This is a genomic window from Paenibacillus thiaminolyticus (assembly GCF_003591545.1).
Lineage (GTDB): Bacteria > Bacillota > Bacilli > Paenibacillales > Paenibacillaceae > Paenibacillus_B > Paenibacillus_B thiaminolyticus_A.
Genome location: NZ_QYZD01000010.1, coordinates 91,676 through 115,993 on the forward strand (window position 1 = coordinate 91,676; position 24,318 = coordinate 115,993).

The 24,318-nt window shown below is 56.2% G+C and carries 29 protein-coding genes; 5 read left to right on the forward strand and 24 right to left on the reverse strand.

Annotation, left to right across the window (positions count from 1 at the left end):
- Positions 1 to 8: 8 nt before the first annotated feature.
- The 4 genes from DQX05_RS32015 to DQX05_RS13045 all read right to left on the reverse strand — a co-directional run bounded on the left by DQX05_RS32015 (position 9) and on the right by DQX05_RS13045 (position 1,762).
- Positions 9 to 140 (reverse strand): hypothetical protein, encoded by a 132-nt coding sequence (locus tag DQX05_RS32015; RefSeq protein WP_259391964.1) that lies wholly within the window; start codon positions 138 to 140, stop codon positions 9 to 11.
- Between the two features lie 16 nt (positions 141 to 156).
- The gene (locus tag DQX05_RS13035; protein ID WP_119794050.1) at positions 157 to 783 is read right to left on the reverse strand and encodes an FMN-dependent NADH-azoreductase; all 627 of its coding nucleotides are present in this window, start codon (positions 781 to 783) and stop codon (positions 157 to 159) included.
- Between the two features lie 153 nt (positions 784 to 936).
- The gene (locus DQX05_RS13040; RefSeq protein ID WP_259391965.1) at positions 937 to 1,317 is read right to left on the reverse strand and encodes a LuxR C-terminal-related transcriptional regulator; all 381 of its coding nucleotides are present in this window, start codon (positions 1,315 to 1,317) and stop codon (positions 937 to 939) included.
- 154 nt (positions 1,318 to 1,471) lie between these two features.
- Positions 1,472 to 1,762 (reverse strand): TFIIB-type zinc ribbon-containing protein, encoded by a 291-nt coding sequence (locus tag DQX05_RS13045; protein ID WP_119794051.1) that lies wholly within the window; start codon positions 1,760 to 1,762, stop codon positions 1,472 to 1,474.
- A 442-nt stretch (positions 1,763 to 2,204) separates the two neighbouring features.
- Here DQX05_RS13045 and DQX05_RS13050 point away from each other — a divergent pair, with 442 nt between their 5' ends.
- On the forward strand, positions 2,205 to 3,425 hold the full coding sequence (locus DQX05_RS13050) for a GNAT family N-acetyltransferase (protein ID WP_119794052.1): 1,221 nt from the start codon (positions 2,205 to 2,207) through the stop codon (positions 3,423 to 3,425).
- A gap of 51 nt (positions 3,426 to 3,476) precedes the next feature.
- Here the strand turns inward: DQX05_RS13050 and DQX05_RS13055 are convergent, their stop codons facing one another.
- From DQX05_RS13055 to DQX05_RS13075, 5 genes are all read right to left on the reverse strand, one after another.
- Positions 3,477 to 4,277, reverse strand: coding sequence for a M15 family metallopeptidase (locus DQX05_RS13055; RefSeq protein WP_259391966.1), 801 nt, complete (start codon positions 4,275 to 4,277; stop codon positions 3,477 to 3,479).
- A 172-nt stretch (positions 4,278 to 4,449) separates the two neighbouring features.
- Positions 4,450 to 5,055: a 50S ribosomal protein L25 gene (locus tag DQX05_RS13060; protein ID WP_119794054.1), complete on the reverse strand. Its 606-nt coding sequence runs from the start codon at positions 5,053 to 5,055 to the stop codon at positions 4,450 to 4,452.
- Positions 5,056 to 5,217: 162 nt separating this feature from the next.
- Positions 5,218 to 5,460, reverse strand: a complete 243-nt coding sequence (locus DQX05_RS13065; RefSeq protein ID WP_119794055.1) for a hypothetical protein — start codon at positions 5,458 to 5,460, stop codon at positions 5,218 to 5,220.
- Positions 5,454 to 5,783 (reverse strand): YbjQ family protein, encoded by a 330-nt coding sequence (locus DQX05_RS13070; RefSeq protein ID WP_119794056.1) that lies wholly within the window; start codon positions 5,781 to 5,783, stop codon positions 5,454 to 5,456. Before DQX05_RS13070 ends, DQX05_RS13065 begins: the two co-directional genes overlap by 7 nt.
- A 200-nt stretch (positions 5,784 to 5,983) precedes the next feature.
- On the reverse strand, positions 5,984 to 7,435 hold the full coding sequence (locus DQX05_RS13075; RefSeq protein ID WP_119794057.1) for an aminotransferase-like domain-containing protein: 1,452 nt from the start codon (positions 7,433 to 7,435) through the stop codon (positions 5,984 to 5,986).
- 37 nt (positions 7,436 to 7,472) lie between these two features.
- Here DQX05_RS13075 and DQX05_RS13080 point away from each other — a divergent pair, with 37 nt between their 5' ends.
- The gene (locus DQX05_RS13080) at positions 7,473 to 8,087 is read left to right on the forward strand and encodes a LysE/ArgO family amino acid transporter (protein ID WP_119794125.1); all 615 of its coding nucleotides are present in this window, start codon (positions 7,473 to 7,475) and stop codon (positions 8,085 to 8,087) included.
- A gap of 61 nt (positions 8,088 to 8,148) precedes the next feature.
- Here DQX05_RS13080 and DQX05_RS30715 read toward each other — a convergent pair whose 3' ends face one another.
- The gene (locus DQX05_RS30715; RefSeq protein WP_182914730.1) at positions 8,149 to 8,295 is read right to left on the reverse strand and encodes a hypothetical protein; all 147 of its coding nucleotides are present in this window, start codon (positions 8,293 to 8,295) and stop codon (positions 8,149 to 8,151) included.
- Positions 8,296 to 8,535: 240 nt separating this feature from the next.
- On the opposite strand from DQX05_RS30715, the gene DQX05_RS13085 reads away from it, so the two are divergent.
- Positions 8,536 to 10,281: an alpha-L-fucosidase gene (locus DQX05_RS13085; RefSeq protein ID WP_119794058.1), complete on the forward strand. Its 1,746-nt coding sequence runs from the start codon at positions 8,536 to 8,538 to the stop codon at positions 10,279 to 10,281.
- 48 nt (positions 10,282 to 10,329) lie between these two features.
- Here DQX05_RS13085 and DQX05_RS13090 read toward each other — a convergent pair whose 3' ends face one another.
- The 5 genes from DQX05_RS13090 to DQX05_RS33135 are packed head-to-tail and all read right to left on the reverse strand — an operon-like array spanning position 10,330 to position 12,825.
- Positions 10,330 to 11,226, reverse strand: coding sequence for a hypothetical protein (locus DQX05_RS13090; protein ID WP_119794059.1), 897 nt, complete (start codon positions 11,224 to 11,226; stop codon positions 10,330 to 10,332).
- A 43-nt stretch (positions 11,227 to 11,269) separates the two neighbouring features.
- Positions 11,270 to 11,947: an AlkZ-related protein gene (locus DQX05_RS13095; protein ID WP_119794060.1), complete on the reverse strand. Its 678-nt coding sequence runs from the start codon at positions 11,945 to 11,947 to the stop codon at positions 11,270 to 11,272.
- A 3-nt stretch (positions 11,948 to 11,950) separates the two neighbouring features.
- Positions 11,951 to 12,091 (reverse strand): hypothetical protein, encoded by a 141-nt coding sequence (locus DQX05_RS33125; RefSeq protein ID WP_397335413.1) that lies wholly within the window; start codon positions 12,089 to 12,091, stop codon positions 11,951 to 11,953.
- Positions 12,036 to 12,488, reverse strand: a complete 453-nt coding sequence (locus DQX05_RS33130) for a WYL domain-containing protein (protein WP_397335415.1) — start codon at positions 12,486 to 12,488, stop codon at positions 12,036 to 12,038. The genes DQX05_RS33125 and DQX05_RS33130 overlap by 56 nt, the downstream gene beginning before the upstream one ends.
- Positions 12,370 to 12,825, reverse strand: coding sequence for a helix-turn-helix transcriptional regulator (locus DQX05_RS33135; RefSeq protein ID WP_119794062.1), 456 nt, complete (start codon positions 12,823 to 12,825; stop codon positions 12,370 to 12,372). Before DQX05_RS33135 ends, DQX05_RS33130 begins: the two co-directional genes overlap by 119 nt.
- Positions 12,826 to 13,125: 300 nt before the next feature.
- On the opposite strand from DQX05_RS33135, the gene DQX05_RS13110 reads away from it, so the two are divergent.
- The gene (locus DQX05_RS13110) at positions 13,126 to 14,226 is read left to right on the forward strand and encodes a nitric oxide synthase oxygenase (protein ID WP_119794063.1); all 1,101 of its coding nucleotides are present in this window, start codon (positions 13,126 to 13,128) and stop codon (positions 14,224 to 14,226) included.
- 127 nt (positions 14,227 to 14,353) lie between these two features.
- Here the strand turns inward: DQX05_RS13110 and DQX05_RS13115 are convergent, their stop codons facing one another.
- Positions 14,354 to 14,794, reverse strand: a complete 441-nt coding sequence (locus DQX05_RS13115) for a VOC family protein (protein WP_119794064.1) — start codon at positions 14,792 to 14,794, stop codon at positions 14,354 to 14,356.
- A gap of 248 nt (positions 14,795 to 15,042) precedes the next feature.
- Here DQX05_RS13115 and DQX05_RS13120 point away from each other — a divergent pair, with 248 nt between their 5' ends.
- Positions 15,043 to 15,465 carry an AbrB/MazE/SpoVT family DNA-binding domain-containing protein gene (locus tag DQX05_RS13120; RefSeq protein WP_119794065.1) on the forward strand — a complete coding sequence of 141 codons (423 nt, stop codon included), beginning with the start codon at positions 15,043 to 15,045 and terminating at the stop codon, positions 15,463 to 15,465.
- 140 nt (positions 15,466 to 15,605) lie between these two features.
- On the opposite strand, the gene DQX05_RS13125 is transcribed toward DQX05_RS13120, so the two are convergent.
- The 8 genes from DQX05_RS13125 to DQX05_RS13160 all read right to left on the reverse strand — a co-directional run bounded on the left by DQX05_RS13125 (position 15,606) and on the right by DQX05_RS13160 (position 24,283).
- On the reverse strand, positions 15,606 to 16,019 hold the full coding sequence (locus tag DQX05_RS13125) for a thiol-disulfide oxidoreductase DCC family protein (protein ID WP_119794066.1): 414 nt from the start codon (positions 16,017 to 16,019) through the stop codon (positions 15,606 to 15,608).
- Positions 16,020 to 17,008: 989 nt separating this feature from the next.
- Entirely contained in the window at positions 17,009 to 17,206 is a 198-nt protein-coding gene (locus DQX05_RS13130; RefSeq protein ID WP_119794067.1) for a hypothetical protein, read from the reverse strand.
- Positions 17,207 to 17,330: 124 nt separating this feature from the next.
- A complete protein-coding gene (locus DQX05_RS13135) occupies positions 17,331 to 17,732 on the reverse strand; it encodes a VOC family protein (RefSeq protein WP_119794068.1) in 402 nt (133 codons plus the stop codon).
- 250 nt (positions 17,733 to 17,982) lie between these two features.
- Positions 17,983 to 19,119, reverse strand: coding sequence for a hypothetical protein (locus DQX05_RS13140; RefSeq protein WP_119794069.1), 1,137 nt, complete (start codon positions 19,117 to 19,119; stop codon positions 17,983 to 17,985).
- A gap of 268 nt (positions 19,120 to 19,387) precedes the next feature.
- A complete protein-coding gene (locus tag DQX05_RS13145; protein ID WP_119794070.1) occupies positions 19,388 to 20,077 on the reverse strand; it encodes an LrgB family protein in 690 nt (229 codons plus the stop codon).
- Entirely contained in the window at positions 20,074 to 20,460 is a 387-nt protein-coding gene (locus DQX05_RS13150; protein WP_119794071.1) for a CidA/LrgA family protein, read from the reverse strand. Before DQX05_RS13150 ends, DQX05_RS13145 begins: the two co-directional genes overlap by 4 nt.
- 174 nt (positions 20,461 to 20,634) lie before the next feature.
- A complete protein-coding gene (locus DQX05_RS13155; RefSeq protein ID WP_119794072.1) occupies positions 20,635 to 23,214 on the reverse strand; it encodes a flippase-like domain-containing protein in 2,580 nt (859 codons plus the stop codon).
- A gap of 100 nt (positions 23,215 to 23,314) precedes the next feature.
- Positions 23,315 to 24,283: a tyrosine-type recombinase/integrase gene (locus DQX05_RS13160; RefSeq protein ID WP_119794073.1), complete on the reverse strand. Its 969-nt coding sequence runs from the start codon at positions 24,281 to 24,283 to the stop codon at positions 23,315 to 23,317.
- Positions 24,284 to 24,318: the final 35 nt, after the last annotated feature.

Consider the following 24,318-nt stretch of genomic DNA (forward strand, 5'->3'; position numbering starts at 1 on the left):
GGTCCAGGCTAATACAAACGATGGTAGATTCCCATCTGTGCGACATCTCTTGCAGCCAGTATGTTTGGGGGCACCGGCTCATTTTCCCTGCCCAGCTTCAGCAGAAGCCAGAGCAGCGAATCGTCCAGGTATGCCATCATCTCTCTACTCCTCCTCCTAGAAGGCTGCCGCCGTCTTCATCGCGGCCGCTATGCCTTGGTCAATCATGCGCTCCCGATGCTCCGGATATTGCTCATGCCCTTCCACGATGACGGTGACGATGTCTTGAATCCCCAGCAACTCCAGATTATGCTTCATCCAGCTCACGGCCATTTCCTGATCCCCCGCCGGACCGCTGGAATAGACTCCCCCGCAGGCATTCAGCAGCACCGCCTTTTTGTTGCCGAGCATGCCGACAGGGCCCTCGGGCGTGTAACGATAAGCGATGCCCGGCTGGCTCACATAGTCGATATACGTATGCAGAACGGCAGGAACCGTGAAATTCCACATCGGAAAAGCAAACACAATCTTGTCCGCTGTCACGAACGGATCCAGGAAGCTCATGACTCGGCCGACCGCTTCCTTTTCCGCCAATGACAGCTCTGCTCCTGTACGCCGCTTGGCCATGCCGTCCAGCATCACACCGTTGTAATAAGGAAGATCCTCCTGGTATAAATCAAGCTCAATCACCCGATCGGACGGATTGGCTTTCCGGTAATTTTCTAAAAACGCATGATACAGCTTTACGCTTACCGATTGATCGAGGGAACGGCAGTTGGCTTTGACGAATAAGACTTGATTCATTTGACATTCTCCTTTTGCGCATCTCTGCTACTTGAGCTTCCATCTTCAGCATAGCAAGACTCCGGACGAAGCGCGTCGGCAGGAAGGCGGGGACGAGCATACCAAAAAAGCCCGATCAAATATCGGGCTTTTCTACGACTTTAGATGTAGTTGTCACTCGGCCAATCCCCGCTTGACCGCGTATACCGCCGCCTGCGTCCGGGCATTCATCCCCAGTTTGCCCAGCAGATTGCTGACATGCGTCTTCACGGTCTTCTCCTTAATATTGAAGTGGGCCGCGATCTCCTTATTGGTTGAGCCCCGGGCAATCTGCCGCAGCACCTCCACCTCGCGGCTCGTCAGCAATTCCAGCGGCGGATCGCCGTCCTCCGGCGCTTCGCTCGGCTGCGCAGAGAGATGGGACATCAACTGCTCCGTCACATTCGGATGAAGCTTGACCTGCCCTCTATGAACCTCGATGATGGCTTGAACCAGCTCATTTGGCATAATATCCTTCATGACGTAGCCGTTCGCGCCGGCCTTAACCACGGGCATGACGTAATCCTTGTCCGCGAAGGATCCTGAAAGAGGACTACATCCCTAATTCCTTGTGACCGGATGCCATGCCATCATGCCTGAACCGCACAAAACACAGGCCATGGCCTGTGTTTTGCCGTTCCGGGACAATAAGCCGGAGCGAGGAAGCTGCTCAGTCGAACAAATCGCCCAACCGGTCGAGCACCGTTTTTTTCTTGTGCGGCTTGTAGGATGGCGGGCGATGACCCGAATCGTAATGGCCGTAATCTCCCTTATACGGACGATGGTCCCGCTCGTCGTACCATTCCTGATATTCCTTGCGTTCTCTTCGGACGTCGGACATCAGCTTCTCCAGCTCTCCCCGATCCAGCCAGACGCCCTTGCAGCTCGGGCATACATCGATCGCTACGCCTTCCTTCTCCACTTCGCGCATCCGGACATCATTGCAGATTGGACAATTCATATGTCATCCCTCCAACCGATTTTCGATAGGTATGTTGTGTATCTTCTAAGTTGACATTCAGTAAGCTGATAAGCCATCGACGTAAGCTGTGCGGATCACCCCCCCAACAGAATGTAGAACGAAAAAAGGCCTCTACCGTTAGACGGTAAAGGCCTCGATGTATACAAAAAAGACCTCTACCCTGCACATGCGGTAAAGGTCTTGCTTACAACGCTGGCGTTGCCAATAAAGCCGGGGCGCGATAAGCCCGAAATGACGACTTTATTGTAGTAGCTACTCCCCTTCAATGAAGAAAGCGCTATTCGGTTATACCGATTATATAGGTACGTGAGAGGGGATGTCAACCAGCGTTCACGGCCGCAGTCCATTCGCGTTTGCATTCATAAGCATGCTTGGATACACTACTTAATAACGGTAAAGACAAAATGTGGAGGGACATGCGATGAGCCGCCAGAAGCTCCAAGACAGACTGAAAATGAAAAAGGTCGAACCGAAACATGGAGACCAATTCAATGACCTGCTTCGCTATGTATTTCAAGTCACGAACCATGATTTGCAGACGTTCGGCTGGGAGAACCGCGAGATTGCGCAGGCGAAGCTGCCTGTGCTCAAGGAGGCCGATGTGCTCGGCTGGTTCGATGGCGACAAGCTGATCTCCCAGTTGGCCGTGTATCCGTTTCAGGTCAATATTTTCGGAGAGATCTATGATATGGGCGGCTTGACCGGCGTAGGCACTTATCCGGAATACGCCAATCTCGGCCTGATGAGCCAATTGATGCGCCAGGCGCTCGCAAATATGCGCGCACGTAAGCAATCGATATCGTATCTGTACCCGTATTCGATTCCGTTCTACCGCCGCAAGGGCTGGGAGATCATCTCCGACAAAATCTCGTTCGAGGTGAAGGATACGCAGCTCCCGAAGCTCAAGACGGTGCCCGGCAGCGTGGAGCGGCTCTCGATTGATCACCCGGATATTCGCGACGTATACAGACGCTTCGCCATGGCCCATCACGGAGCGATGCTGCGGAGCGATCTCGCATGGGAAGAATATTTGCGCTGGGATCTGGACGATCTGACGGTGGCGGTCTATTATGACGAGGCTCAGAAGCCGCAAGGCTATCTGCTCTATTGGCTTGCGGAAGAAGTGTTCCACATGAAGGAAATGGTGTTCATTGACGGAGAGGCGCGCGCGGGGCTGTGGAATTTCATCAGCGCCCATTTCTCGATGATTACGCGGGTCAAAGGCCATATTTACACGACTGAGCCTCTCGCCTTCCTGCTTGAGGACAGCGACATCAAGGAGACGATCTCCCCATACTATATGGCACGAATCGTCGATATTCACCGCTTCGTGAAGCAATATCCGTTCCTGCCCCAGGCGGCGGAATGCCAACTGACCTTCATGCTTCATGACCCGATGCTGGAATGGAATCAGGGCAAATTCACGCTGAAGGTGGATGAGCAGGGCCACGGCCACTTGACTGAGGGCGGCGGCGTCCCGGTGGCGGCCTTCGATATTCAGACGCTGACGACGATGCTGATGGGCTACAAGCGCCCCGCTTATTTGGCGCGGGCTGGCCGCTTCCAGGCGCAGCAGGCGACGATCGATCAGCTGGAGAAGCTGATCGACCGCCAGACGCCTTATTTCTCTGATTACTTTTGAACGGCTGCGCCATTGGCCCCGTGCCTCCCAGGTACGGGGCCAATCCTTTCCTTATTCGCCTTCGCCGCTATCCGATCCGTAATACTCTTCCATCGTTATCCCCTCTTCCGCTAATCGTCCGGCCAGATCCCGTCCGACATAGCGGAGATGCCACGGTTCATACTGATACCCGGTTATCTCCTCCTTCCCGCGCGGATAGCGGATAATATAGCCGAAGCGGTGCGCATGCTTCCCCAGCCACTTCGCTTCCTTCGTATCCGCGAAGCAGTCCAGGACCGCGCACCGGCCGTCGCTGCCGGACAGATCGACCGCCAAGCCGGTCTCATGCTCGCTGTGGCCCGGGGCAGCGCTGTATGAGCTTGCCCGCCGGGAACCTTCGGTATGGACATATTGGCCGTAGACCGCCGCCTGCGTGCTAGACGAGCGGTAAGCCGAGACGCTGGCCAGATATATATCTTCCCGTTCCGCCGCAGCGAACAGCCGCTCCAGTGCCTGGGCCGCTTCCCGGCGCAGCAAGTACCGCTTCGACTTCATTCCCGTAAGTGTCCGCACCTTCGGGAAGATCAGATCGCGCGGCGCATAACCAGGGGGAAGTCCGTGCCGCTTATTGACGAGAACCCCCGGACTGTCCGCCTCCGGAAGGGGGCGGCTGGCCTGCTGGCCGGATTGCTTATCCCGCTCTGCTGCGGCTTGCGAAGCTTCCGGCGAAGGCGCCTCTCCTTCTCGAATGCCGGCTTGGCCGGCCACCTGCTGCTCCGTTGCTGGCGTCCGGGCCGAGGGAGCCTTGCAGGCGAAGCACATTGTGCAGAACAGACTGCAACAGAGGATGCATATGAAAGCTCTACCAGTCACGTTCAAGGCTCCTTCCTGCATTGGCGACGCTCTACCATACGAGCATAATGATGTCATTAGGTAGTGTGCACCATTTTGCCGGAACCATGAAATCTCTTATACAAAAAAAGCACCTAACAATAGCGGTCAGGTGCTGTGTTCTACCGATATGGATACGAGTCGATTCGCTAAGCTACTTCGCTTCGCCCTCGACAGTCCCTTCTTCCGCCTCCGCCGCCCCGGCGCCGCGCGGAAGAAGAATGGAAGCCAGCAGCTCGGTGCCCGTTCCAGTCAGCTGGATGCCCGCCGGCAGCTTCAATTCGCTGGCCGTCAGCTTGTCCCCCACATTCAGATGAGAAATATCGACGGGAATCGAGGTAGGCAGAGCGGAAGGAAGACCTTCGACTTCAAGCTCTACTTCCTGGGTCTGCAATACGCCGCCCACCTTCGTGCCGGCTGCAACCCCTTGATAATCCAGCGCGATCTTAACGCGCAGCGGCTTGTTCTCGGACACCTCCTGGATATCGAGGTGGATCCAATTGCCCCAGCGCTCATGCACAGCTTTGATAACGGCAGGAATGGTCTTGCCTTCGACCTTCAGGTGGAACAATTCGGAACGACTCGTACGCGCGAACTTATAGACTTCCTTCGCATCCAGATGTATTGGAATTCCCTCCATGGACGGACCGTAGACAACGGCCGGAATCCGCCCGCCCTGACGCAGGCTGCGGGTGGAGGAACGCTTGAAATCCGTTCTCCGTTCAGCGGTAAGTTGAGAAGTATTGCCCTGTGCACTCATGACATAACAACCTCCTTCAATGTTCCCTATGCTCACAGAAGATGTGAAGTATAAATAGGGTTATAGATCAACTTACCCAATACGGAACGGAGTGAAACAGCTTTTTTCTATATTTTCTAAATATTTGATCCTTCCGTTATTTTCTCGAATGGATGGCCGCCTTCACTGCTTCGATTTCGCGTCCTCGTGCAGGTAGTACCGCTTCCCTGTCGCCGGATCATAGTACACGGTAACGATCTGGCCGGTCGACGGATCACGGGATACTTCCCGTGTCGGGATGCAGCCGTCCGGCACCTCCTCCGCCCGCTGCAAATGCAGTCTGCGGTCCTTCTTCCTGGCGACCAGAAGCAGGATCAGGAACAAAATGAGCTGGAAGCCGAAATACGCCAGTATCCACTTCAGCATGGCGTCTCCTCCTCCAGGATCACTGCTGTGCCATAGGCGACAATCTCGCTCATCCGGTTCCCCGCCTCCCCTGAATCGAAGCGCACCATCACGATGCCGTTGGCGCCCATCGTACGAGCGTTGGCCACCATCCGATCCAGCGCCTGCTTGCGCGCATCTTCCAGCATCTCGGTATATTGACGAATCTCCCCGCCGACCAGGCCTTTGAAGGCGGCGGCTATATCTTTGCCGATGCCGCGCGATCTGACTGTCAGTCCGAAGACGGGGCCGATCGCCTCTTTCACTTTCCAGTTCGGGGGACGCTCTGTAGTCACAATGATCATGGGTTTGCTCTCTCCTTATCTTCATTCATGGTATAGATGATACGAGAGAGCCGGGGGCATCGTTCACTTCAACGGAGCAAATTATAATTAATCTCATTAATTAGTTGAAAATGCTTGCTTTCTAGATTTTTAGGATGAAATGTCGAATAGCACTACATTTGGTTTACATAATTTATATTATGTTTTTATTGGCACTCCATTTACCGGCCGCGAATCAGCTGCGGTAGCAGCCTCAGCGCATGCTCCAGCTCAGACAGCGACGCATAGGCATAGGACAAGCGCAGCTGGCGGACCGCGGAACGGTCATACAGCACCCCGGGATTCAATAAGATGCCGTGCTTCAACGCCTGATTGAACAGCCGCTGCACCGGAACCGGCGACCTCAGGCTGACCCAGACATAGAAGCCCCCCTCCGGCTTCGACCAGTCGGCAATATCCGACCAGTGGGCGTCCAGCAGCGCCAGCATGGCGTCGCGCCGCTCCCGCAGCCGCTGCCGTATCTGGTTCAGATGAGGCAGATGCATGCCGGAAGCGAACCACATTTTGGCCGCCTGCTGCGACAAGGAGCTGGAGCCGTAGTCGGTTTGCATTTTAATATCGGCCAACCGCTCGATAACCGGCTCTGGGCCGGCAACCCAGCCGATCCGCAAGCCGGGACTGACCGATTTCGACATCGTGCCGACATGCAGGACGATGCCATGCTCATCGCGTGACTTCAACGGCGCCGGAGGCTCCCTATCAAGCCATAATTCCTGGTATGCGCCGTCTTCCAGCACCGGCAGCCCGATCGTCTCGCATAACGTCAGCAGCTGCTGGCGGCGTGAGTCGCTCATCACCGTTCCGGTCGGATTGTAGAAGGTCGGAATCGTATAGAGCATCGAAGCGCGATAGGTTCGCCAGCACCGCTCCAGCTCGAACAGACGGAGCCCTTCCTCGTCCACCGGCAAGCCAATCAGCTTCATGCCGGCCGATTGGAACGCATGAATCGAATATAAGTATGACGGCTTCTCCAGCAGGATGGCCGACTGGCGCTCCAGCAGCTCGGCCGAGATGAGCTGAAGCGCCTGCAGCGCTCCGGAGACAATGAGAATGGCCGATGGCGACGCCTGGATGCCTTGACGGGATAACTCCCGGCTCAGTAGCTGCCTCAGCTCCTCATCCCCTTGCGGCTGCTCGTAGCCGAGAGAGACGGGACGCTCCGCCAAGGAAGCGAACAGCTCCCGGATCTGTTCCTGCGGCAGAAGCTCGGGCGATAACTCGCCGGTGCCGAGCCGGATGATATCCGGATCGAACTCCAGCCGGTTAATGCTCTGGATCATCGGCAGATTCGGGTAATGCGCCCCTTCTTCGACGTATGCGTTCCAATCCGGCAGATTCATCGGGCGCCGGGCGCGCTGCTCGTCGGGAATGCCGATGACCCGGGTGCCCCCGCGGCCCCGTCCTTCAATCCACCCTTCCGCCATCAGTACTTCCATCGCGGTGACGACCGTGCTTCGATTGACGCCGAAGGCTTCGGCCAGCGTCCGCTGCGGCGGAAGCTTCAAGCCGATGCTCCATTCGCCGCTGCGAATCCTCGCTTGAACATATTGCTCGATCTGTCTGTAGATGGGCAGCGGAAGCCGGGCAGGTATGCTTGACCTTGTCCTGCGCAAGGCGTAACAAGCAACAGGAAGGAAGAGAATGGAACAGATGTGGGAACCTTTTGTACATGGGATATTGCTGGCATTCGGACTGATATTGCCGTTAGGAGTTCAGAACGTATTCATTTTCAATCAGGGAGCGCTGCATTCCCGGCTGTGGAAGGCGGCGCCGGCCGTCATCATCGCCTCCTTGTGCGATACGCTGCTCATCGTGCTGGCCGTTCAAGGCGTGTCGCTGCTGCTTCTCCAATGGATCTGGCTGAAAAATGTGCTGTTCGCCGCCGGATTTCTGTTTCTCCTCTATATCGGGCATAGTCTGTGGAAATCGGCGGGAGACGGCGTTCAGCAGCAGCATCGCGCGGATACGATCAAGCCGCAAATGATCTTTACCGCTTCGGTGTCGCTGTTGAACCCGCACGCGATTATGGACACGATCGGAGTCATCGGCACGAGCTCATTGCAGTATGCGGGAACGGACCGGGTGATATTTTCCGCCGCCGCCGTGCTCGTATCCTGGTTGTGGTTCATCTCCCTGGCGATTGCCGGCAGGGTGCTGCGCAAGCTGGATACGACGGGCCAACGCCTGGCTTGGCCGAACAAAGGATCGGCCGTCTTGATATGGGGAATGGCCGGCTACATGCTGCTGACGATGCTGAAGGGATAGCATGTCTCTTGGCCTGCCGTATCGCGTTGGTTAGAAGAGAGATCTGGCCCGCTGTCATCCGTTACGGTGCGCACGCCACATTCATAAGCAGAAGCGCCAGCAGCAGCACGAGAAAGAGCCTCCTTTTGTTTTGCGCACGCGTCGCCTCCTTTCGTTTTTTTATCATTATATTGCGGCCGTGTTTTTTCAATGCAATCCATTCACCCATTGTTGCCGCCTTGACAGAATGCCCTTGCGGATGACCTCACAGCCGATCGGCTTCGCCCCAATAAACCAGCCGTTCAGAAGAAGAACTGCGCAAAATCTGTGTAGGCAATCGAACCCAAATAGTCCGGGCATAGCGACGCAGCAGTGATGATACAGGCGAAGAGCGAATAATTATGAGGGAAAGAGGCATCACACCATTCATGGCCATACGGTGCCTAATCCATGTCAAGGAGGCGGTGGAATGAATGTGGCAGGGGCGGTTCAACAAGCGAATCGCATGCAGGCAGAGCGGATGAGCTGGTGGACGGAAGCGAAGTTCGGCATGTTCATCCATTGGGGGTTGTATGCCCTTCCCGGAGAAGGCGAATGGCATATGTACGGGTCGAAAATCCCGGTCGCCGAATATGAATCGCTGGCCGAGCAATTCAATCCCGTGCGCTTCAACGCGCGGGAATGGGTGGGGCTGGCCCGGCAGGCGGGCATGAAATACATCGTGATTACCGCCAAGCATCACGACGGGTTTGCGATGTACGGTTCCCAGGCCGAACCGTTCAATATCGTCGATGCGACGCCTTTCCAGCGCGATCCGATGAAGGAGCTGGCGCAGGCCTGTCAGGAGGAAGGCATCCGCCTTTGCTTCTATTATTCACATGTCATCGACTGGCACCATCCGCACTCGGTGCATCAATCCGCCAACAACATATGGGATTACAAAATGGAAGAGAAGCAATTCGATCTGTATTGGAATGAGCTTGTGAAGCCGCAAATCAAGGAGCTGCTCACCGAATACGGTCCGATAGGCCTCATCTGGTTCGATACGGCGGGCGGGTTGTCGAAGGAAGACAGCGAGGACATCGTCGCCCATGTGCGCCGCCTTCAGCCGGATTGTCTCATTAACAGCCGGGTCAGCCATTACCGGGGAATGGGCGATTATCAATCCAAGGGTGACAATGAAACGCCACTGTACGGAGAGGAGTCCCGGCCATGGGAGACGCCGATGACATTGAATGAGACATGGGGATTCTGCCCGAAGGATCAAGTATGGAAGACGGCTGACTCCCTTATTCGCAAGCTCGTGAACATCGTGAGCAAGGGAGGTAACCTGCTGTTAAATGTCGGTCCGTCGCCAAAAGGAACGATACCGGAGCCGGCGGTGGAACGGCTGCGCGAGATCGGGGCGTGGACGGAACGGAATGCGGAAGCGATCTACGGCACAGCGGCGAGCCCCTTCCCTTATGAGTTCGATTGGGGAGCCGTGACGGCGAAGCCGGGACGCCTCTTCCTGCATGTATTCAATGACAAGTGGCCGCGCGGCCAGTTGAAGCTGCAAGGGATGCGCAGCCGCGTAATCAAGGCGTACCTGCTCGCCGATCCGTTGAAAAGAGAGCTGCCCCTCACCCATACCTATCACGGCGGCACGGAACGCCATACTTTATCCGTCTCCCTGCCGGACACGGCCCCGGATCAGTCGGTATCCGTCATCGTGCTGGAAGTCGAGGACGTGAACGATCTCGATACCGGATTCACGGTGCTCCCATCCGGCATGCTGAAGGTTGACGTAACGTCAGGAGAGGTGACGAAGACGGACGGCCTCGGCGATGGGACCATGGCGGCGCGGCGTTCGGCCTGGGACATCGCGATCACCGAGCCTGGCACCTATGCGCTCTCACTGATTAGCTTCAAGCGCTCCGACGCGGCGCTCGCCGATTCCTATGCCGAAGGCATTCGGCTAACGTTCGCCGGCGAGACGATCGAGATGGTGCCGCAGGAAGATTCGATCATCGCCGAATCCGCGGCATGCCAGCATCCTTACAAGGAGGTCCATTCCCGGCTGGCGAAGGTCTTCATTCCGGCTCCCGGCACCTATGAGCTGACGCTCACCTCCAGCCTTATCAAGGATCTCAATCCGAGGTTCACCCAGATCTGGCAGGCGGACAAAGTAAAGCTCCGTTCCGTCATGCTGGAACGGGCCAATTTGCAGGAGTGATAACATCGTTCGTCCCCTGCCGGATCAAGGCAGGGGACGCCATAATGATCAGGAGCGGGGCAATCTGCCGTAGCGGTGAAGCGTCAGCAGGCGGTCGACCGTGACGCTGCCGCGCCATTCGAGCTCGCAGGCGGGGCTCACTGCCGGCCAACTGATCGTCCAGCCGCCGTCCTCTCGCTGCCCCTCCTCCAACGCATCCAGATGCTGATGGATGTCTTCTGGGCTTATGAGCCGGGCACAGTAGCTCCACGGCGATGGAGCCCAATCCAATGCTTTGTGCACATAGCCTTCCGCATGCGGGTCCAGCTCGATGACGCCCGGCTGCTGCAGGACGCGGTTCAATTCCTCCAGCAGCGGCTCCGCCCTGTCCCGATCCGGGACATGCTCAAGGAAGGTGACACACTGAATCAGATCATGGAAGCCGTGAAGATCGGGCTGTCCGATGCGGCTCCATACGAACTCGGCCGCTTGGCGGAACCACGTTTCTTCCATGACCACTTCCAGTCCGGGCTGCTTCATGAGCAGGCCGATAATCCGTCCCGTCGGGTTCAGCGAGGCGTGGCTGTCATCCTCGATCGTCCACCATGGAGCATGCGGATAATCATTCACCGGAAGGAACGCCAGCGGGAAGCCGCCGGTGTCCGGAACGGCAATGCTGCGCAAGTACCGCACGATGCCCGCCATGATGTCCGCATCCACGACGCCAATCTCGTCCATCATCGCCAGCGCCATCTCCGTCGGCACCGGCTGGCTGTGCGGACAGCGGATATCGGGCTCCAACGCATGACCGAACCCGCCATCCTCATTCTGATACGCCCGCAGCGCGGCCAGCACATCCTCGGCGCGGCCGCCCGCAAAATGATACTCGAATCGGCGCCGATCCAACAGCCGGCCGTTGGCATAAAGAAATGAAGCGGCAGCTTCCAAGCGAGATTGTTTTTCCATCCTATTAAACCTCCTTAATATTTAATGTGATTAATAATATAATTCAGAAGCCGAATAATTTCGCGAAGGAAGCCATCGCCTGCGGACTGCTATTCTGCTGCAGCCGCGCTTGCAGACGGCTTGCCGCCTCGTCCGCGGTCATCGGCACGAGCGGAATTCCTGCACCCTCCATCCAATGCTCCAGCGTCTCGAAGCAGGTGCTGTTCCAGCCGTTCACCTCGCCGGCCTCGCTCCGCGGGGCCCTGACGCCGGAGATGACGATATCGAGTCCGGATTGCAGCTCCGCCAATGCCTGATCGAATTCCTTCTTGCTCTCCTTGGCCTTCATACCGGCCGCGGCGCGCAGCGCGCGGGTCTCGATCCCCTGCTCCTCCTCAATCCTGCCGTATACCTCCTTGGCAGCCTTCGACAAGAGGCCGTCGCCATACCGCTCCGCGATGCTGCAGCTGCTTCCGAGCAGCGCCTTCACCGAAGGAATCAGATCGCTTGCGACCAAGATTGCCTTCTTCTTCAAGAACTTGCCGTACGCCGCGACGCCGTCGCCCGGGAACCGGACACGCCAGCGCCAAGGATCCAGCTCGGTGTCGGAATGCCAGCGATCAGGCAGCGTTATGCCGGAGAGAGAAGGATAATCCGGAATTAAGGGCGCCAGCGGCAGGATGCCGTAGGCGCGGACGACTTCGATCGCTTCTTCGTATGTATCAATCATTGGCTGCTTCATATTTCATCCTCCTTCGATGTCTGTCGAACGTTGAGCTCCCCCTGCCGGCTCATCCGCCGCATATCGTTCGCACATGCGTGCCGCCCGCTCACGGATTTCCCGGCGGAGAGCGCCCGGCGCAAGCACCTCTCCATCGGGACCCAGCCCATAGAAGAAGCGGACCGCCCACGCCCATTCGCTGCGCGGACAAGCAATCCCATTCCTCTTCACCGATCTGGAGCACCTGATCGCCAATATGCTCGTCCTTCTCGGCCAGGAGCGCGCCGCGGTACGTCAAGCGGGCACGGATAGGTATCTCGTCCCCGCCGGCATCCCGCGTCTTCTTGATGCGGCTGCGCTTCAGCCGGGCCGCTTCCAGCTCCGCGGCTTCCTCAATCCGTTCGATCTCCTGGAACCGATCGACCCGGAAGGTGCGCTCTTCCTCATGATCGAGGGAGAAGGCTTCGCAATACCAGAAGCCGTGCGCGGTCACGATGCGCAGCGGGCGAAGACGCAGCCAGCGCGCCTGATTGGCGGAGCGGTAATGAGCCCGGATCCAGATGCCTTCCGCCGCACAATCCATGAGCCGGTTCAGCATCGGGACCCGGTAATTCCGCTTCGGCATCGACAAGCTGGGTCATGCCCTGGAGCGCGCACAAGACCGTCATCGCCTCCAACGAACTGAACTGCAATGGCGGGAGCTTATAGCCATCCATCAGCCGGTACCCTCCAACAGGACCGCTCAAGGCGTAGAAGGGAACCCCCATCTCGCTCAGAGCCTGCATGTCGCGCAATATCGTACGCTTCGATACCTCGAACTTGTCGGCCAGCGACTGGGCGGTCTCCGTCCCCGTTTGCAGCGCCATCACAATGGCGGCCAGACGGTCCGAACGTTTCATGGCGGACTCCTCCTTCCGATTCTTGATGTCCTCTTTTCACTGTTGATGTCTGCATTATATCACGGTATTGGTGACAGCTTGCATGTCACCAATATGATGAATTCGTTGCCAGCCTGGGCCGGCGTCAGGATGCGCCTGTGGGCGCCTTTCTCCCATTGGACTTGCCGCCTGGCTGCGGGCATTCCATCTGCCGGCTCGGCAAGCCGTAAAGAAAATGTCGGAAAGGGTCCCCGGATCGGGATTGCGGGTATGATATGCTGAAGGTATTGACGACGGATTGAAGGAAGGACAGCAATAGATATGACGGGAACAAATAGACAGGAAGACAAGCTTATCGAGGCTGCGGCCAGCTTCATCGCACGCTGCTATCACGAGCTCGGCAAGGATGAAGCCGCGGTGCAGCGGCGTATGAGCGAGATTGAGCGGGAGATCGCCGCCCGGGGTACCTATGCCCATACATTCGAGGAATTGGAGCACGGCGCCAAAATGGCCTGGCGCAACAGCAACCGGTGCATCGGGCGCTTATTCTGGCCGTCCCTGCAGGTTATCGACGAGCGGGAAGCGTCCACGGCCGATGAAGTGCTGCAGGCGCTGCGCAGGCATATCGCCTTCGCTACCAATGGCGGCAAGATTCGTCCGACGGTGACGGTGTTCCGGGCGGATGAGCCCGGCTGTGAGCCGATTCGGATTTGGAACCACCAGTTAATCCGATATGCGGGCTATGACAGAGACGGCCGCCGCTGGGGCGATCCGCATTCGCTCCCCTTCACCCGCATCTGCGAAGCGTTGGGCTGGCAGGGCGCCGGCACCTCATTCGACATCCTGCCCCTGATCGTGCAAGTCGGCAGTGAGCCGCCGCAATGGGTGGAGCTCACGCCGGAGGAAGTGCTGCAGGTCCCGCTGACGCATCCGGATTTCGGCTGGTTCGCAGAGCTGGATCTCCGCTGGTATGCGGTTCCGATCATTGCGGATATGCGGCTTGAGATCGGAGGAATTGATTACAAGGCGGCACCGTTCAACGGCTGGTACATGGGCACGGAGATCGGCGCCCGCAACCTGGCGGATGAGCAGCGCTATCATCAGCTGCCTGCCATCGCGGCGCGGATGGGGCTGAACACCGCTTCCAATACGACACTCTGGAAAGATCGGGCTCTGGTCGAGCTGAATGCGGCCGTGCTGCACTCTTTTAAGGAAGCTGGCGTCAGCATCGTCGATCATCATACGGCGGCCCAGCAGTTCAAGCGCTTCGAGCAGCAGGAAGCGGAAGCGAACCGTCCGCTGACCGGCGATTGGACGTGGCTGATTCCGCCGATATCGCCTGCGGCGACCCATATTTTCCATCAATCGTACAGCAATGAACAAGTATCTCCTCTATTCGCCTATCAGACGGCGCCATATTAAGCCTTTCCATGCGATATAACCTTGAACAGGCCCGGAGAACCGTTCTCTGGGCTTGTGTGTGCCGATTGGCCGGGCATTCATCCAAGCACAAATCACGTTCTCTCAGCGTATGTACTATCCCCCTCGTTCAGGAGGCGGGATGCTGCGGCAGGTCCAGCTGCCACCGAATGCCGAATCGGTCCTCGACCACCGCGAATTTCGATTGCCAGAAGGTGATCTGCAATGGCATCAGAACCCGGCCCCCTGCAGACAACCGTTCGTACAGCCGGGTTACCTCCTCCTCGCTGCGGCAGGCGATCGTCAGATGGACGCGATGCTCTTCCGCATGCTGCCCGTGCCCAGGTCCCGTGCTGTCAGCGCAGTAGATCGTCTGACCGCCGACGATGAACTCCCCGTGAATGAGCTTGTCGTAGTCCTCCTCCACGATGCTCCACTCCACATTGCTCCTGGCGTCGCCATAGCGGTTCATCCTCACGATCTCGCCGGAACCGAACGCGTCGATATAATAGTTCATCGCTTCTTCCGCCTCACCTCTGAACATGAGATAAGGAGTAATTTTTGCCTGCATGCACATATGCCTCCCACTTGTTGTGAATAGGATTAATTTACCCGAATAGCCATCCTCTCATGCCCACTCCCTGCCTGTCCCTGATACGCTTCTTGCACATGGAATCAGACTCTTTTATTACGCTCTATTCTTCTTTTTTAAAATGTAATTTTTTTGACAGGATAATAAGCCTTTTTTTTCCATCATTTATTTGTTATACTATTTAAAAATGATATAAAAATGATAGCTAGAAGCGAGAGGGGTGCCTGATGAAGGATACGGGTATGATTCGTAGCTTAGATAGCCTTGGCCGCATTGTTATTCCGGTTGAAATTCGCAACGCGCGCAACATTGAGATTGGAGATGCAGTGGAGTTTTTTGTGCTAGATGATCATATCCTCGTACTGCGAAAATATACTTCGACGGAATGCACCTTCTGCCGGAGTATGGAAAGTGTCTCTTACTACAAGGACCAGTTCATTTGCTCTACCTGTCTAAAGGAACTCGCCGGAGCCCAAGACTTGACACCTATTGCCCCTCAGCCCCAGGCCAAGAAGCGAGCCAAAACGTCCGAACTGATTCAGCGTCTGCGAGAAGCATTCGAAGAACATCCTGGTGCAAGTCAGAAGGAACTGGCCAAACTTCTTGGCGTAAGCCAGGGAAGGATTAGCCAATTAAAAAAGGAAATGTAAGTTGCAGCAAAAAGAAAGCGTTCTCTTCCATTATTGACCTTACTACGCGGCTCCATGCGCCCTCTTTGCTTCCGTAAGGAGTGCATCTGGAGCCGCCGCCTTCTCCGCTCAGCATGGCCCTCCCGCCTGACGGAAGGAACTTATGGAGATGTCCTCCGTTCCAGTTCGCAGCCATCCTCCAGGCATCCGCCTGCAGGCACAATCATCCTGCGGGACGCGATCCAATCATACATTCGCTCGCCGAAGCCAAGCTTGATCGTCAACCAGATTCCTGGGAATAGCATCATAAGCAGCGGCACGCGGGAGCATAGCCGGAGTACTGCGGCGAGTCCGGAATCGATCTCCCCGCTTCCGGTACATCGGACATGCATCCGCGCCTCCAACGCATCCGGCGAGATTCCCCTTGACCTCATCTCGGATACCGCCTGCCCGTCGCGTATCGAGCGGAACCGGAGCGCATGAAGCCAGTCCCATCGTTCCAGCCTGCGCCGGATTGCGGCGCATAACGGACACCATTCATCGTAATATACTTCTAGCTCCTTCCGTTGGCGCATCGGTATCCCTCCTTTCGTTACTCTTCTCCTTCTTCTATTCAGGCTGTTGAGAAGTCCAAGGGATTTTGTGGCACTTCATTTTTTATGTGGTGGATCTCTTCTCTCAGTAGAAAAAATCGATTTAAAACGCGATGGGTCCAAGTTTTGAGTAGGAAAATGAACAATCTCCAACCCTTCGTAAAAAACAGGGGGGTTTCCAACGGCCTGAAAACTGCACCATTTCCCTAGACACGTCTATCCGGTAGGCGAAATCCGCAAAACTGCACCATTTCTACGCCTATTCGGTAAGCGAAGTCTTCAAAACTGCACGATTTCTACACCTATTCGGTAAGCGAAATCCTGCGCAACTACAGCAATTCGATATGGACGACTTTACCAGAAAGGGAATCCTGCAAAACTGCAGGAATTTCACCCGTTTCGCTTCGACTTGAAGCAAAAGGGCCTAAAATGATGTAGATTTGCAGCAATTCCTCGGGATGTGGACTCATTGAGCCGAAATTCCTGTAAAATAGCAGCAATTCCCTCCACACGTTCAAGCCCCAGGAGGCAACGATGCCTCCAGAAGGCAATGATGCTTCCTGAAGGCGATGATGCCCCCAGGATCCGACGCGGTCTCTTGGATCCCGTAAAATCAGGCCGTTGAGAAGCCTATGGGATTTTCGCCATTTCATTTTTTATATAGTGGAGCTCGTCTCTCAGTAGAAAAAATCGACATAAACGCTCTGAGTGCCAAGTTTTGATTGTGTAAATGGACATCTCCACCCCTTCGTAAAAAACGGGGGTTTTCCAACGGCCTGTTTCTATTGTATCACTTCCTTCAATATGTACGCCATGCCGCAGCGGCCCGCCCTTTCCCCCTCACACGGTAAAAGGCCAATCCTCTGGCGGAAGCGCAAAGGTTGGCCTTAAAAGGGGTGAACCGCAATTGGAAAGTTATTCTTTTCACAAAGTTGGGTGTTCAAAGCTATCATTTCTTGAGTCAGCCTCGATTAGGCGTAGTAAGCTTGCAGCAAATCGCGAGTGTCGTCTTGTTGCTCTGGAACGGCTCCATTCTCTTCCCAACACTGTTTGCACTCGTTCTCCGTCGTGCAGCGATGATTGTCGTCGCACATATAGCACAGTTGGAGGTAGTTGCGGGTTACGTTATTGGTATGCTTATGAACGTCGAATGTTTTGAAGGTTTTCATCGTTCTCACTCCTTCTTCTTTATGGTTCTACTATAACATGAATTTGCATTATAATATGTGAAAAAAATCACAATATGATAAAAGAGAGATCGGAGATAACCGCCCTACCTCCGATCCCGCTATATTATCCGTTGTTGGCCAGGTTCAGCTGCCAGGAGACGCCGAATTTGTCATTCACCCAACCGAATTTCTTGCTGAACGACGAAGGAGCCAGCTCCATCAGCACTTGCCCGCCATCCGACAGCTTGGCGTACAGCTCATCAATTTCCTGCTCGCTCTCGCAGTCCACGAACAGCGACATCGAAGGCGTGAAGGCGAACTCATGCTTTATGCTGCTATCGATGCACATAAATGTCTGTCCATTCAGCGTAAAGACCGCGTGCAGCACCTTTCCTTCCTCGCCTCCCCCGCTGCCGTCATGGCGAACGAGACTCACAATCTCACCATCAGCGAACAAAGAGGTGTATAAATTCATCGCCGCTTCAGCCTGTCCTTCGAACATAAGAAAAGTCGTAATTTTTTGCATTCAAGTCATCTCCATTTCTGAATCGGGCTTCATTCTAACTTGCGAAGGGCCGGGCAATTCATTCCGCCGCAGTTCTCATATCATTCTGCTGTACTTTTATCATACCGTAAACTATCCCTAATATCCCCGCCCATAAAATTAGGCTCGACTGCTCCGCTTCGGCATCGGGCTGCCCCATGCCACAAAACGCCCCAACCACGTTGAGGTGTTCCGCTCATCCAATATGCGGCTTCAAGGCCCCTTCATCCCTTCATGATGATTCTTGAACCTGAACCGACTTGTAACCGAGCTTGGCGATGATCTCCGGCGTAATATAAAGCGATCCTTCCTGCAGCAGGCTGTTGCCGCTGTTCAGCTCGACCGACTTGCTGCCATTCGTCAGCTTGTACCGGTAATCGGGAGCCTTAGCCGGCAGCCTCGCAATGCTCCAGCCGAGACTCCCCGCGAGCGCCTTCACCGGAATGCGCATCTGGCCCTGCTCCTCGAACGCAACAGGCACGCCGGCCTCCGCATCGTCAAGCTTCACCATATAAGCCGCGCGGACCTTCACTGGCAGCTTCTCGACCGGAATGGCATCCAGATCGAAATCTTCCGGCAGATCGGACGTCGCATCTCTCGCTTCCGCCGGCTCCGGCAAATATGTCTCCGCTTCCGCCCAGTCCTTGATCGGCTTCGATTCGCCCGTGTTCAAGTTGTACAGGAACAGCGGCCGCTCCGGCTTGTTCTCGGAGTATACGATCAGGCCGGAATCCGGATGAATTCCCTTCAGATTGCCGAGCACCGCTCGTTCCGTTTTGCCGTTCGCCGGGTTATAGACGAGAATTTCTTCCTGCTTTGCCTGATCGCTGATGCGGCTGTATACGATGCGGTTGTCATGCAGCCAGGTGGCCTGCGCGTCTTGATTCGTCTGCAGCCACTCCTTCGTCGCGCCCGTTTTATTGTTTTTCAACAGATAGCTGTATACTGGTTTTCTTCCGCCCTGCTGGCTGGTCTCGGTATATTTGCGCTGATGCAGGCCCCAAGCGCCGTTCGGCGAAGGCTCGAACCATTTGCCCTTTACCACTTCCTGATCATTCGGATCGAACGCGTACTGCATGCCGCCTTCGACATGGTCCTGATATGTAGTCTCCAGCAGAGGCTCGTTCCGTTCCGGCGCCGTATACATGCGGCGAATCTTCTCGTCCCATTGCTTCCATTGCCCATCCGTCGTCTTGACGACGACGCGTTGATCGAAGCCCTTGTCGTCCGCACGCGTTACATTATAATAGATCGCTCCGGTATTCGGGTCCCGGAACGCTTCTTCCGCAGAATAGGTGCCGGCTGCCCCGGCGATCGTAGGGAGACTTAATCCGAGCAGAATTCCCCATGCCCATAGCGTTGCTTTCATTCAGCTTCAACTCCTTTATGTACCATAGTACGAATTACTTTCCGATCAGTTTCTGGTATTTTTTTATAATGATAAACCACTTCCTATTTACCCTGCACCGCCACGATAGAAACATCCGCCCTGACACAAGAGCAGCTTCTTCATGCGAGCGCATATCTTCTCCCATCCAGGCGCATATAGCCTCCCGGTCATATAAAAAGAGAGCCCTCACAGGCTCTCTGCAATGTGAAGCGGTACGCGCTTCGGCGGTTCCTAGTTCCTATTCGACTTACAAAAATAAATAGAGCGGTATGAACAGCACCGATGTAATCAGACCGGCCAGCCCCATAGCCAGGCCGCTGAATGTGCCCTGCATCTCCGATTCAGCCAGGCTGCGCGAGGTGCCGAAGCCGTGTGCGGCCGTTCCCATCGCCAAGCCGAGCGAGACATTGTCCTTGATCCCTGTCCGGCGGAGGAACAGCATCCCGAACATGCTGCCGATGACGCCCGTGACGACGCTGAAGACGGCAGACAGCTCAGGCATGCCGCCGATCGTGCGCGAGATCTCCACAGCGATAGGAGAGCTGACCGACTTCGGAAGAATACTCAGCACGACGTCGCGCGCCCCATCGAGACTGACCATCAGCGCCGCCACGCTGACGACGCCGACGAGGGAGCCGCATGTAATCGAGAGCACGATCGCCTTGAACTGCCGCTTCACGAGATGCCGGTGCTTGTAAATAGGAACCCCAAGCGCAACAGTGGCCGGCCCGAGAAGAAGCGACAGCATATCGGCGCCCACCTGATAATCGGTCAGCGGAATGTCGCCGATCCAGAGGAATCCGATCAGGATGACGGAACAGAACAGAATCGGATGCACCCAGGATACCCGGGAGTGGATCAGCCTGGCCAGAGCATAGACGACAATCGTGGCGGCGATGCCGAACAACGGTTGCTGCGACCAGATCACGTCGGTCATGCCGTCTCCTCCTTCCCATTCACTCGAACTTCCTGGCGGGTGGGCTTCTGGACGGGTTTCTGCAGCTTCGCGGCGGTGAAGCCGGTCACCCACAAGACGAGCAGCGTACTGCCGACAATGCCTGCGGCGATGCTCCATCCATGCGATTCCAGCACGGGAAGGAAGGCGATGACACCCACGACATAAGGTATGAAGAATAAGAGCATATGGTCAAGCAGGAACTGGGCCGACCGCTCTACCCATTCAAGCTTCACCCAGCCGAAGCCGAGCGAGATCAAAAATAAGATGAGACCAATGACGTTCCCCGGAAGCGGCAGATGAAGCAGCGCATGCAATCCGGTCCCCACAAGATGAAAACCAAGCAAAATCGCAAATCCAAGCATACAAAACCACCCTTATTAAGTCTACCGATGATGTCTTTTCCTTACCATTGTAGCAAAGCAGCCCCGAACCGCCCAGAGGCAGATGCGGGTGGAAAGCGGCGTTGTAAGCGGTTTTCTCCATAAAAAAAGACCGGGAGGCGCTCCCAGTCCTTTTGAGTGATTTTCCTAAAAGTTTCATTTCCTCATGCCGGACGATCCTTTCCGCACCTGGCTGAGCGAGCGCGTGATGCGCCATATTGTCCAGTTCAACTGCCGCTGCTTCAGGAAAGCGATATACTGCGGCTCCCAGACGACCGGCCCGAACGCTTCCCACAAGGCGCGCTGCTGAGACAGCGGATACAGATCGCGAATGCGGCGGAATATCGCGGTCGCGGCCCGCTCGGACCAGAGGCGCGGAGCCCGGTTCGTCTCCACATGGGAGAGCGGAATGAGACCGGATACGAGCCGGACGCAGTGATGGCGCTGCCCCTGCCACAGCAGCAGATCGCGCAGTTGGCCGAGCGGCTCCTCATGCTCCGGACGCGCCACGCTGAATCGGGTGCGGATATCCTCGACGATCATCGCCTTCCCGGCTGGGTGAATGCGGTAGACGGCATATCCGATGCAGCGATCCGGTTCGCCATGCAGCAGAAGCAGCCGCAGATCCGGGTCCTCGGTCGACAGCAGGCGCCGAAGCGAAGCCAGGTAGCCCGGGGGCACCGCCTCGTACTGATGCTGGACGACATGCGTCAGCTCCCGGAGGCGCTGCGCATCGAGCGGCAGCGGCAGCAGCTCATGCGGCGCATGGGGCAGGCTGATGCGTGTACCGGGAATATCGAGGCGCGCGCTCTCCCCCATTTTGAAAAAATCATTGCCGAAATCATGCAGCATCGGCATCTCTTCGACGCCGGCCTGCAAGAAGACGATATCGAGGCCGTAGCGATCCGCCTGCTCGTACAGGTCGGCGAGCGATAGCTGCATCGCTTCCGGATGACGCCGGGACGGCGGACATCCGAATAGAATCGCTCTCCGGTTCCGGATCAGGAACGGAAGCGGAAGCTTGCCGGTGCTGGCATTGAAGACCCGCTTGCCCGGCAAGCGGCGGTACAGCCAGCCGTTCGGCCCCTGGAGGAGCGCATCATCCTCCGGAATCCAGGCTCGTCCGAGCGGCTCCCGCTGATGGCGCTCGAAGGCGAAATACGCCATTGAATACAAAAGCAGCGCGGTCACGAGCCCCGTCAGCAGCGTCGTCGTAAATTCCGCATAGCTCAATGTCGAGCTCGCATACGCCGGCTCGAGATGGATCTCGCCGAGCAGATAGCCCATAAGCGCATAGCTGAGCAGGAACAAGGTCATCAAGATGCTAGTGACAATGATCGTCGCCTTCGTGAGCGGGTAGCGGTAGCGGTTGAACTGTGAACGCAACAGCACGAAGACAAGGAGCATACCGACGAGCCACAGCGTATGCCGAATCGTCGTCCCGAGCAGGAACGTCATTATCGTGCATAGGCCGAGCGACAGCAATGTCACGATATAGGCACGGATCGTCCGTTCGAACAGCCCCTTGAGCATGAGCATAATCAAGAGGCTCGCCCCCAGCACGATTCCGTTCACCAGCGGGTAGAAATCTCCGTGATCCCCGTAGATCAGCGGGAGCATGAACGCGCTTCGCTCCCATTGCGGCACGGTGAGCGTGTAGAGCGTAAGAAAAAATGATGTCATGAACATCAGAATGACGACCGACCAGGCGGACAGCGAATTCCACAGCGAGCGCTGGATGAACCAGATAATGCTTCCGGTTTCTATGTAGGAGCCGATCGTCGGATGATCCTCGAACCGCTTGACCGCCACGCCGCCGAATTCGAAGGCGGCGAAGATCAGCCCCAAGGCAAAAGGAATGAAATAATAGACAATCCGGTACAGCAGCAAGGCCGTAAAGACGGTGCTGTCGGCCACGCCAATCGCTTGGAGCCCGATGAGATAAGTAATATCGAAGGTCCCGAAGCCGCCGGGAACCATGCTGATCAGGCCGGCGATCGCGCTGACCGTGAACACGCCGATCACCTCGGGATACGTGACCTCGCTGCCCAGCATGTACAAGATCAGATAAGCGACCGAGCCCGCTGCCAGCCATTCAGCGAACGACACGATCGTATAGCCCAATGTAATCTTCGCATTGGCATGCCGCCGCCCCTTCCATTGCGAGAACAGGATATACGCCGGGAAGAACAGCGCCACCCCGATCAAGGTGATCCAGAGCCATCCTTTGACCGCGAGCAGACTGAACGCGGGAAATACGCCGAACATCACGAGAATGCCGAGAATCGACAACCCGCTAATCATCGACGGAGCCATCCAGGCGATAGCCAGCAGCAAGCGTCCTACTTCTCCGACCGACTCGCGGTAGAGTATCGTCCGCACGCCGACGCCGGCAATGCCGCCGAAGCCGAAGATGCCGTTGAACGTATTGGCGATCCAGGAGACGCGGAACACTCTTCCCCAGCGGAACGGCACCCGGATGGAGCACAGCAGCAGCACATCATAGAAAACCATGCAGGAAACGGCCAAGCCTCCAGCAACAATTAATCCCGTAAAATAATCACCGGACAACAAACGGATCGCATGCAGCGATTTTTTGATCGAGAAATGCGCCAATTCCTTTTTGCCCTGGAAAATAACAAAAACAATAACGGCGATCGGGAACACTATTTTAATGAAATGCATCAGCCTTTTATTCCGAAGCAAGGCTTGCGCGCGCAGCTTGATCAAATTCATCGTGTTCCTCCTCCCGGATTATAGTTTACATAATATATATTATGTTTATTAATAGACGCGAAGGCAGAATCCGGTGCAGAGTGTTCCATTTCACTGTTCCTTAACCGTTATTTCCATCATGCTCGATTTCAGTTCCCTTCATTCTTATATAAGGAAGCAATCGCTCGACCGCTTCTTGCTTCTGCTTGTCAGATACATGAGTGTAGACGGTCGTCGTCTGAATCGAGGCATGTCCGAGCATATCCTGCACGGTGCGGATATCCGCGCCGCTTCGCAGCAGCAAGGTCGCGAACGAGTGGCGCAGCTTGTGGCAGGAATAGGATCGTCCGCGTCCCGGTGTTATGACGCCCTCTTCCGCTGCCAATCCTTCGAATGCCTGCTCGGCGATATATTGAATGTTGCGGATGGACAGCCGGCGTCCTTTTTGCGAGATGAACAGCGCATCCTCGCCCGCTCGCCACGGCGTCAAGCGCTCTTCCAGCGCGAGTTGGAGCTGCTCCGCCACCGCCGCCGGAAGCGGGACGGTCCGCCATTTGCGCCCTTTCCCGAGTACCTCCAGCGTATGCCGCTCCGGATGATAATCGCCCACATTCAGCCGGTGCACCTCCCCTACCCGCAGGCCGGCATAGGCCATCAGCATTAAAATGGCGAGATTCCGGTTATAATATTTGCCCCCTGCATGCGTCAGCATCGTCTGCAGCTGCTCCGGCTCCAAATAGACGGGAGCCCGGTTCATTTCCGTCTTCGACTTCTTCACGCCGAGCGCGGGATTGACGCTGGTCCATTCCAGCTCGTTCAGCGCCCGGTAGAAGCTGGTCAGCGCGCAATGCTTGCGGTTCCGGGTCGCATCGCTGACGCCGGAAGCCTTGACCTGCGCGAAGAAAGCCAGCACCTGCATCTTGGTCACTTCCTCGACGGGCTTGCCGTTCAGCGTGCGCAGGAACTGCCTCACATCGCCTATGTAATTGCGCTGTGTATATTCGGTATACCCCGCATTGGCCATCCATAATCGGAATCCTTCCAGCGGCTCTTCATACAGCGCGGTTAACTCATGACGGGTCAGATTCATTGCCAATCTATACTCCTTTATCGTCATTCCGCAGC

Coding starts and splice junctions, on each gene's coding strand:
- DQX05_RS32015 (WP_259391964.1), bottom strand. CDS start 140: ATGATGGCATACCTGGACGATTCGCTGCTCTGGCTTCTGCTGAAGCTG.
- DQX05_RS13045 (WP_119794051.1), bottom strand. CDS start 1,762: ATGAATTGTCCAATCTGCAATGATGTCCGGATGCGCGAAGTGGAGAAG.
- DQX05_RS13115 (WP_119794064.1), bottom strand. CDS start 14,794: ATGCAGGCAAAAATTACTCCTTATCTCATGTTCAGAGGTGAGGCGGAA.
- DQX05_RS30715 (WP_182914730.1), bottom strand. CDS start 8,295: ATGGGTGAATGGATTGCATTGAAAAAACACGGCCGCAATATAATGATA.
- DQX05_RS13060 (WP_119794054.1), bottom strand. CDS start 5,055: ATGAGTGCACAGGGCAATACTTCTCAACTTACCGCTGAACGGAGAACG.
- DQX05_RS13070 (WP_119794056.1), bottom strand. CDS start 5,783: ATGATCATTGTGACTACAGAGCGTCCCCCGAACTGGAAAGTGAAAGAG.
- DQX05_RS13145 (WP_119794070.1), bottom strand. CDS start 20,077: ATGACCGACGTGATCTGGTCGCAGCAACCGTTGTTCGGCATCGCCGCC.
- DQX05_RS13150 (WP_119794071.1), bottom strand. CDS start 20,460: ATGCTTGGATTTGCGATTTTGCTTGGTTTTCATCTTGTGGGGACCGGA.
- DQX05_RS13065 (WP_119794055.1), bottom strand. CDS start 5,460: ATGCTGAAGTGGATACTGGCGTATTTCGGCTTCCAGCTCATTTTGTTC.
- DQX05_RS13135 (WP_119794068.1), bottom strand. CDS start 17,732: ATGCAAAAAATTACGACTTTTCTTATGTTCGAAGGACAGGCTGAAGCG.
- DQX05_RS13160 (WP_119794073.1), bottom strand. CDS start 24,283: ATGAATCTGACCCGTCATGAGTTAACCGCGCTGTATGAAGAGCCGCTG.
- DQX05_RS13035 (WP_119794050.1), bottom strand. CDS start 783: ATGAATCAAGTCTTATTCGTCAAAGCCAACTGCCGTTCCCTCGATCAA.
- DQX05_RS13130 (WP_119794067.1), bottom strand. CDS start 17,206: ATGAAAACCTTCAAAACATTCGACGTTCATAAGCATACCAATAACGTA.
- DQX05_RS33135 (WP_119794062.1), bottom strand. CDS start 12,825: ATGAAACGTTCGGACCGTCTGGCCGCCATTGTGATGGCGCTGCAAACG.
- DQX05_RS13095 (WP_119794060.1), bottom strand. CDS start 11,947: ATGAAGCAGCCAATGATTGATACATACGAAGAAGCGATCGAAGTCGTC.
- DQX05_RS13155 (WP_119794072.1), bottom strand. CDS start 23,214: ATGAATTTGATCAAGCTGCGCGCGCAAGCCTTGCTTCGGAATAAAAGG.
- DQX05_RS13120 (WP_119794065.1), top strand. CDS start 15,043: ATGAAGGATACGGGTATGATTCGTAGCTTAGATAGCCTTGGCCGCATT.
- DQX05_RS13140 (WP_119794069.1), bottom strand. CDS start 19,119: ATGAAAGCAACGCTATGGGCATGGGGAATTCTGCTCGGATTAAGTCTC.
- DQX05_RS13090 (WP_119794059.1), bottom strand. CDS start 11,226: ATGGAAAAACAATCTCGCTTGGAAGCTGCCGCTTCATTTCTTTATGCC.
- DQX05_RS13110 (WP_119794063.1), top strand. CDS start 13,126: ATGACGGGAACAAATAGACAGGAAGACAAGCTTATCGAGGCTGCGGCC.
- DQX05_RS13040 (WP_259391965.1), bottom strand. CDS start 1,317: ATGCCCGTGGTTAAGGCCGGCGCGAACGGCTACGTCATGAAGGATATT.
- DQX05_RS13050 (WP_119794052.1), top strand. CDS start 2,205: ATGAGCCGCCAGAAGCTCCAAGACAGACTGAAAATGAAAAAGGTCGAA.
- DQX05_RS13085 (WP_119794058.1), top strand. CDS start 8,536: ATGAATGTGGCAGGGGCGGTTCAACAAGCGAATCGCATGCAGGCAGAG.
- DQX05_RS13080 (WP_119794125.1), top strand. CDS start 7,473: ATGTGGGAACCTTTTGTACATGGGATATTGCTGGCATTCGGACTGATA.
- DQX05_RS13125 (WP_119794066.1), bottom strand. CDS start 16,019: ATGCGCCAACGGAAGGAGCTAGAAGTATATTACGATGAATGGTGTCCG.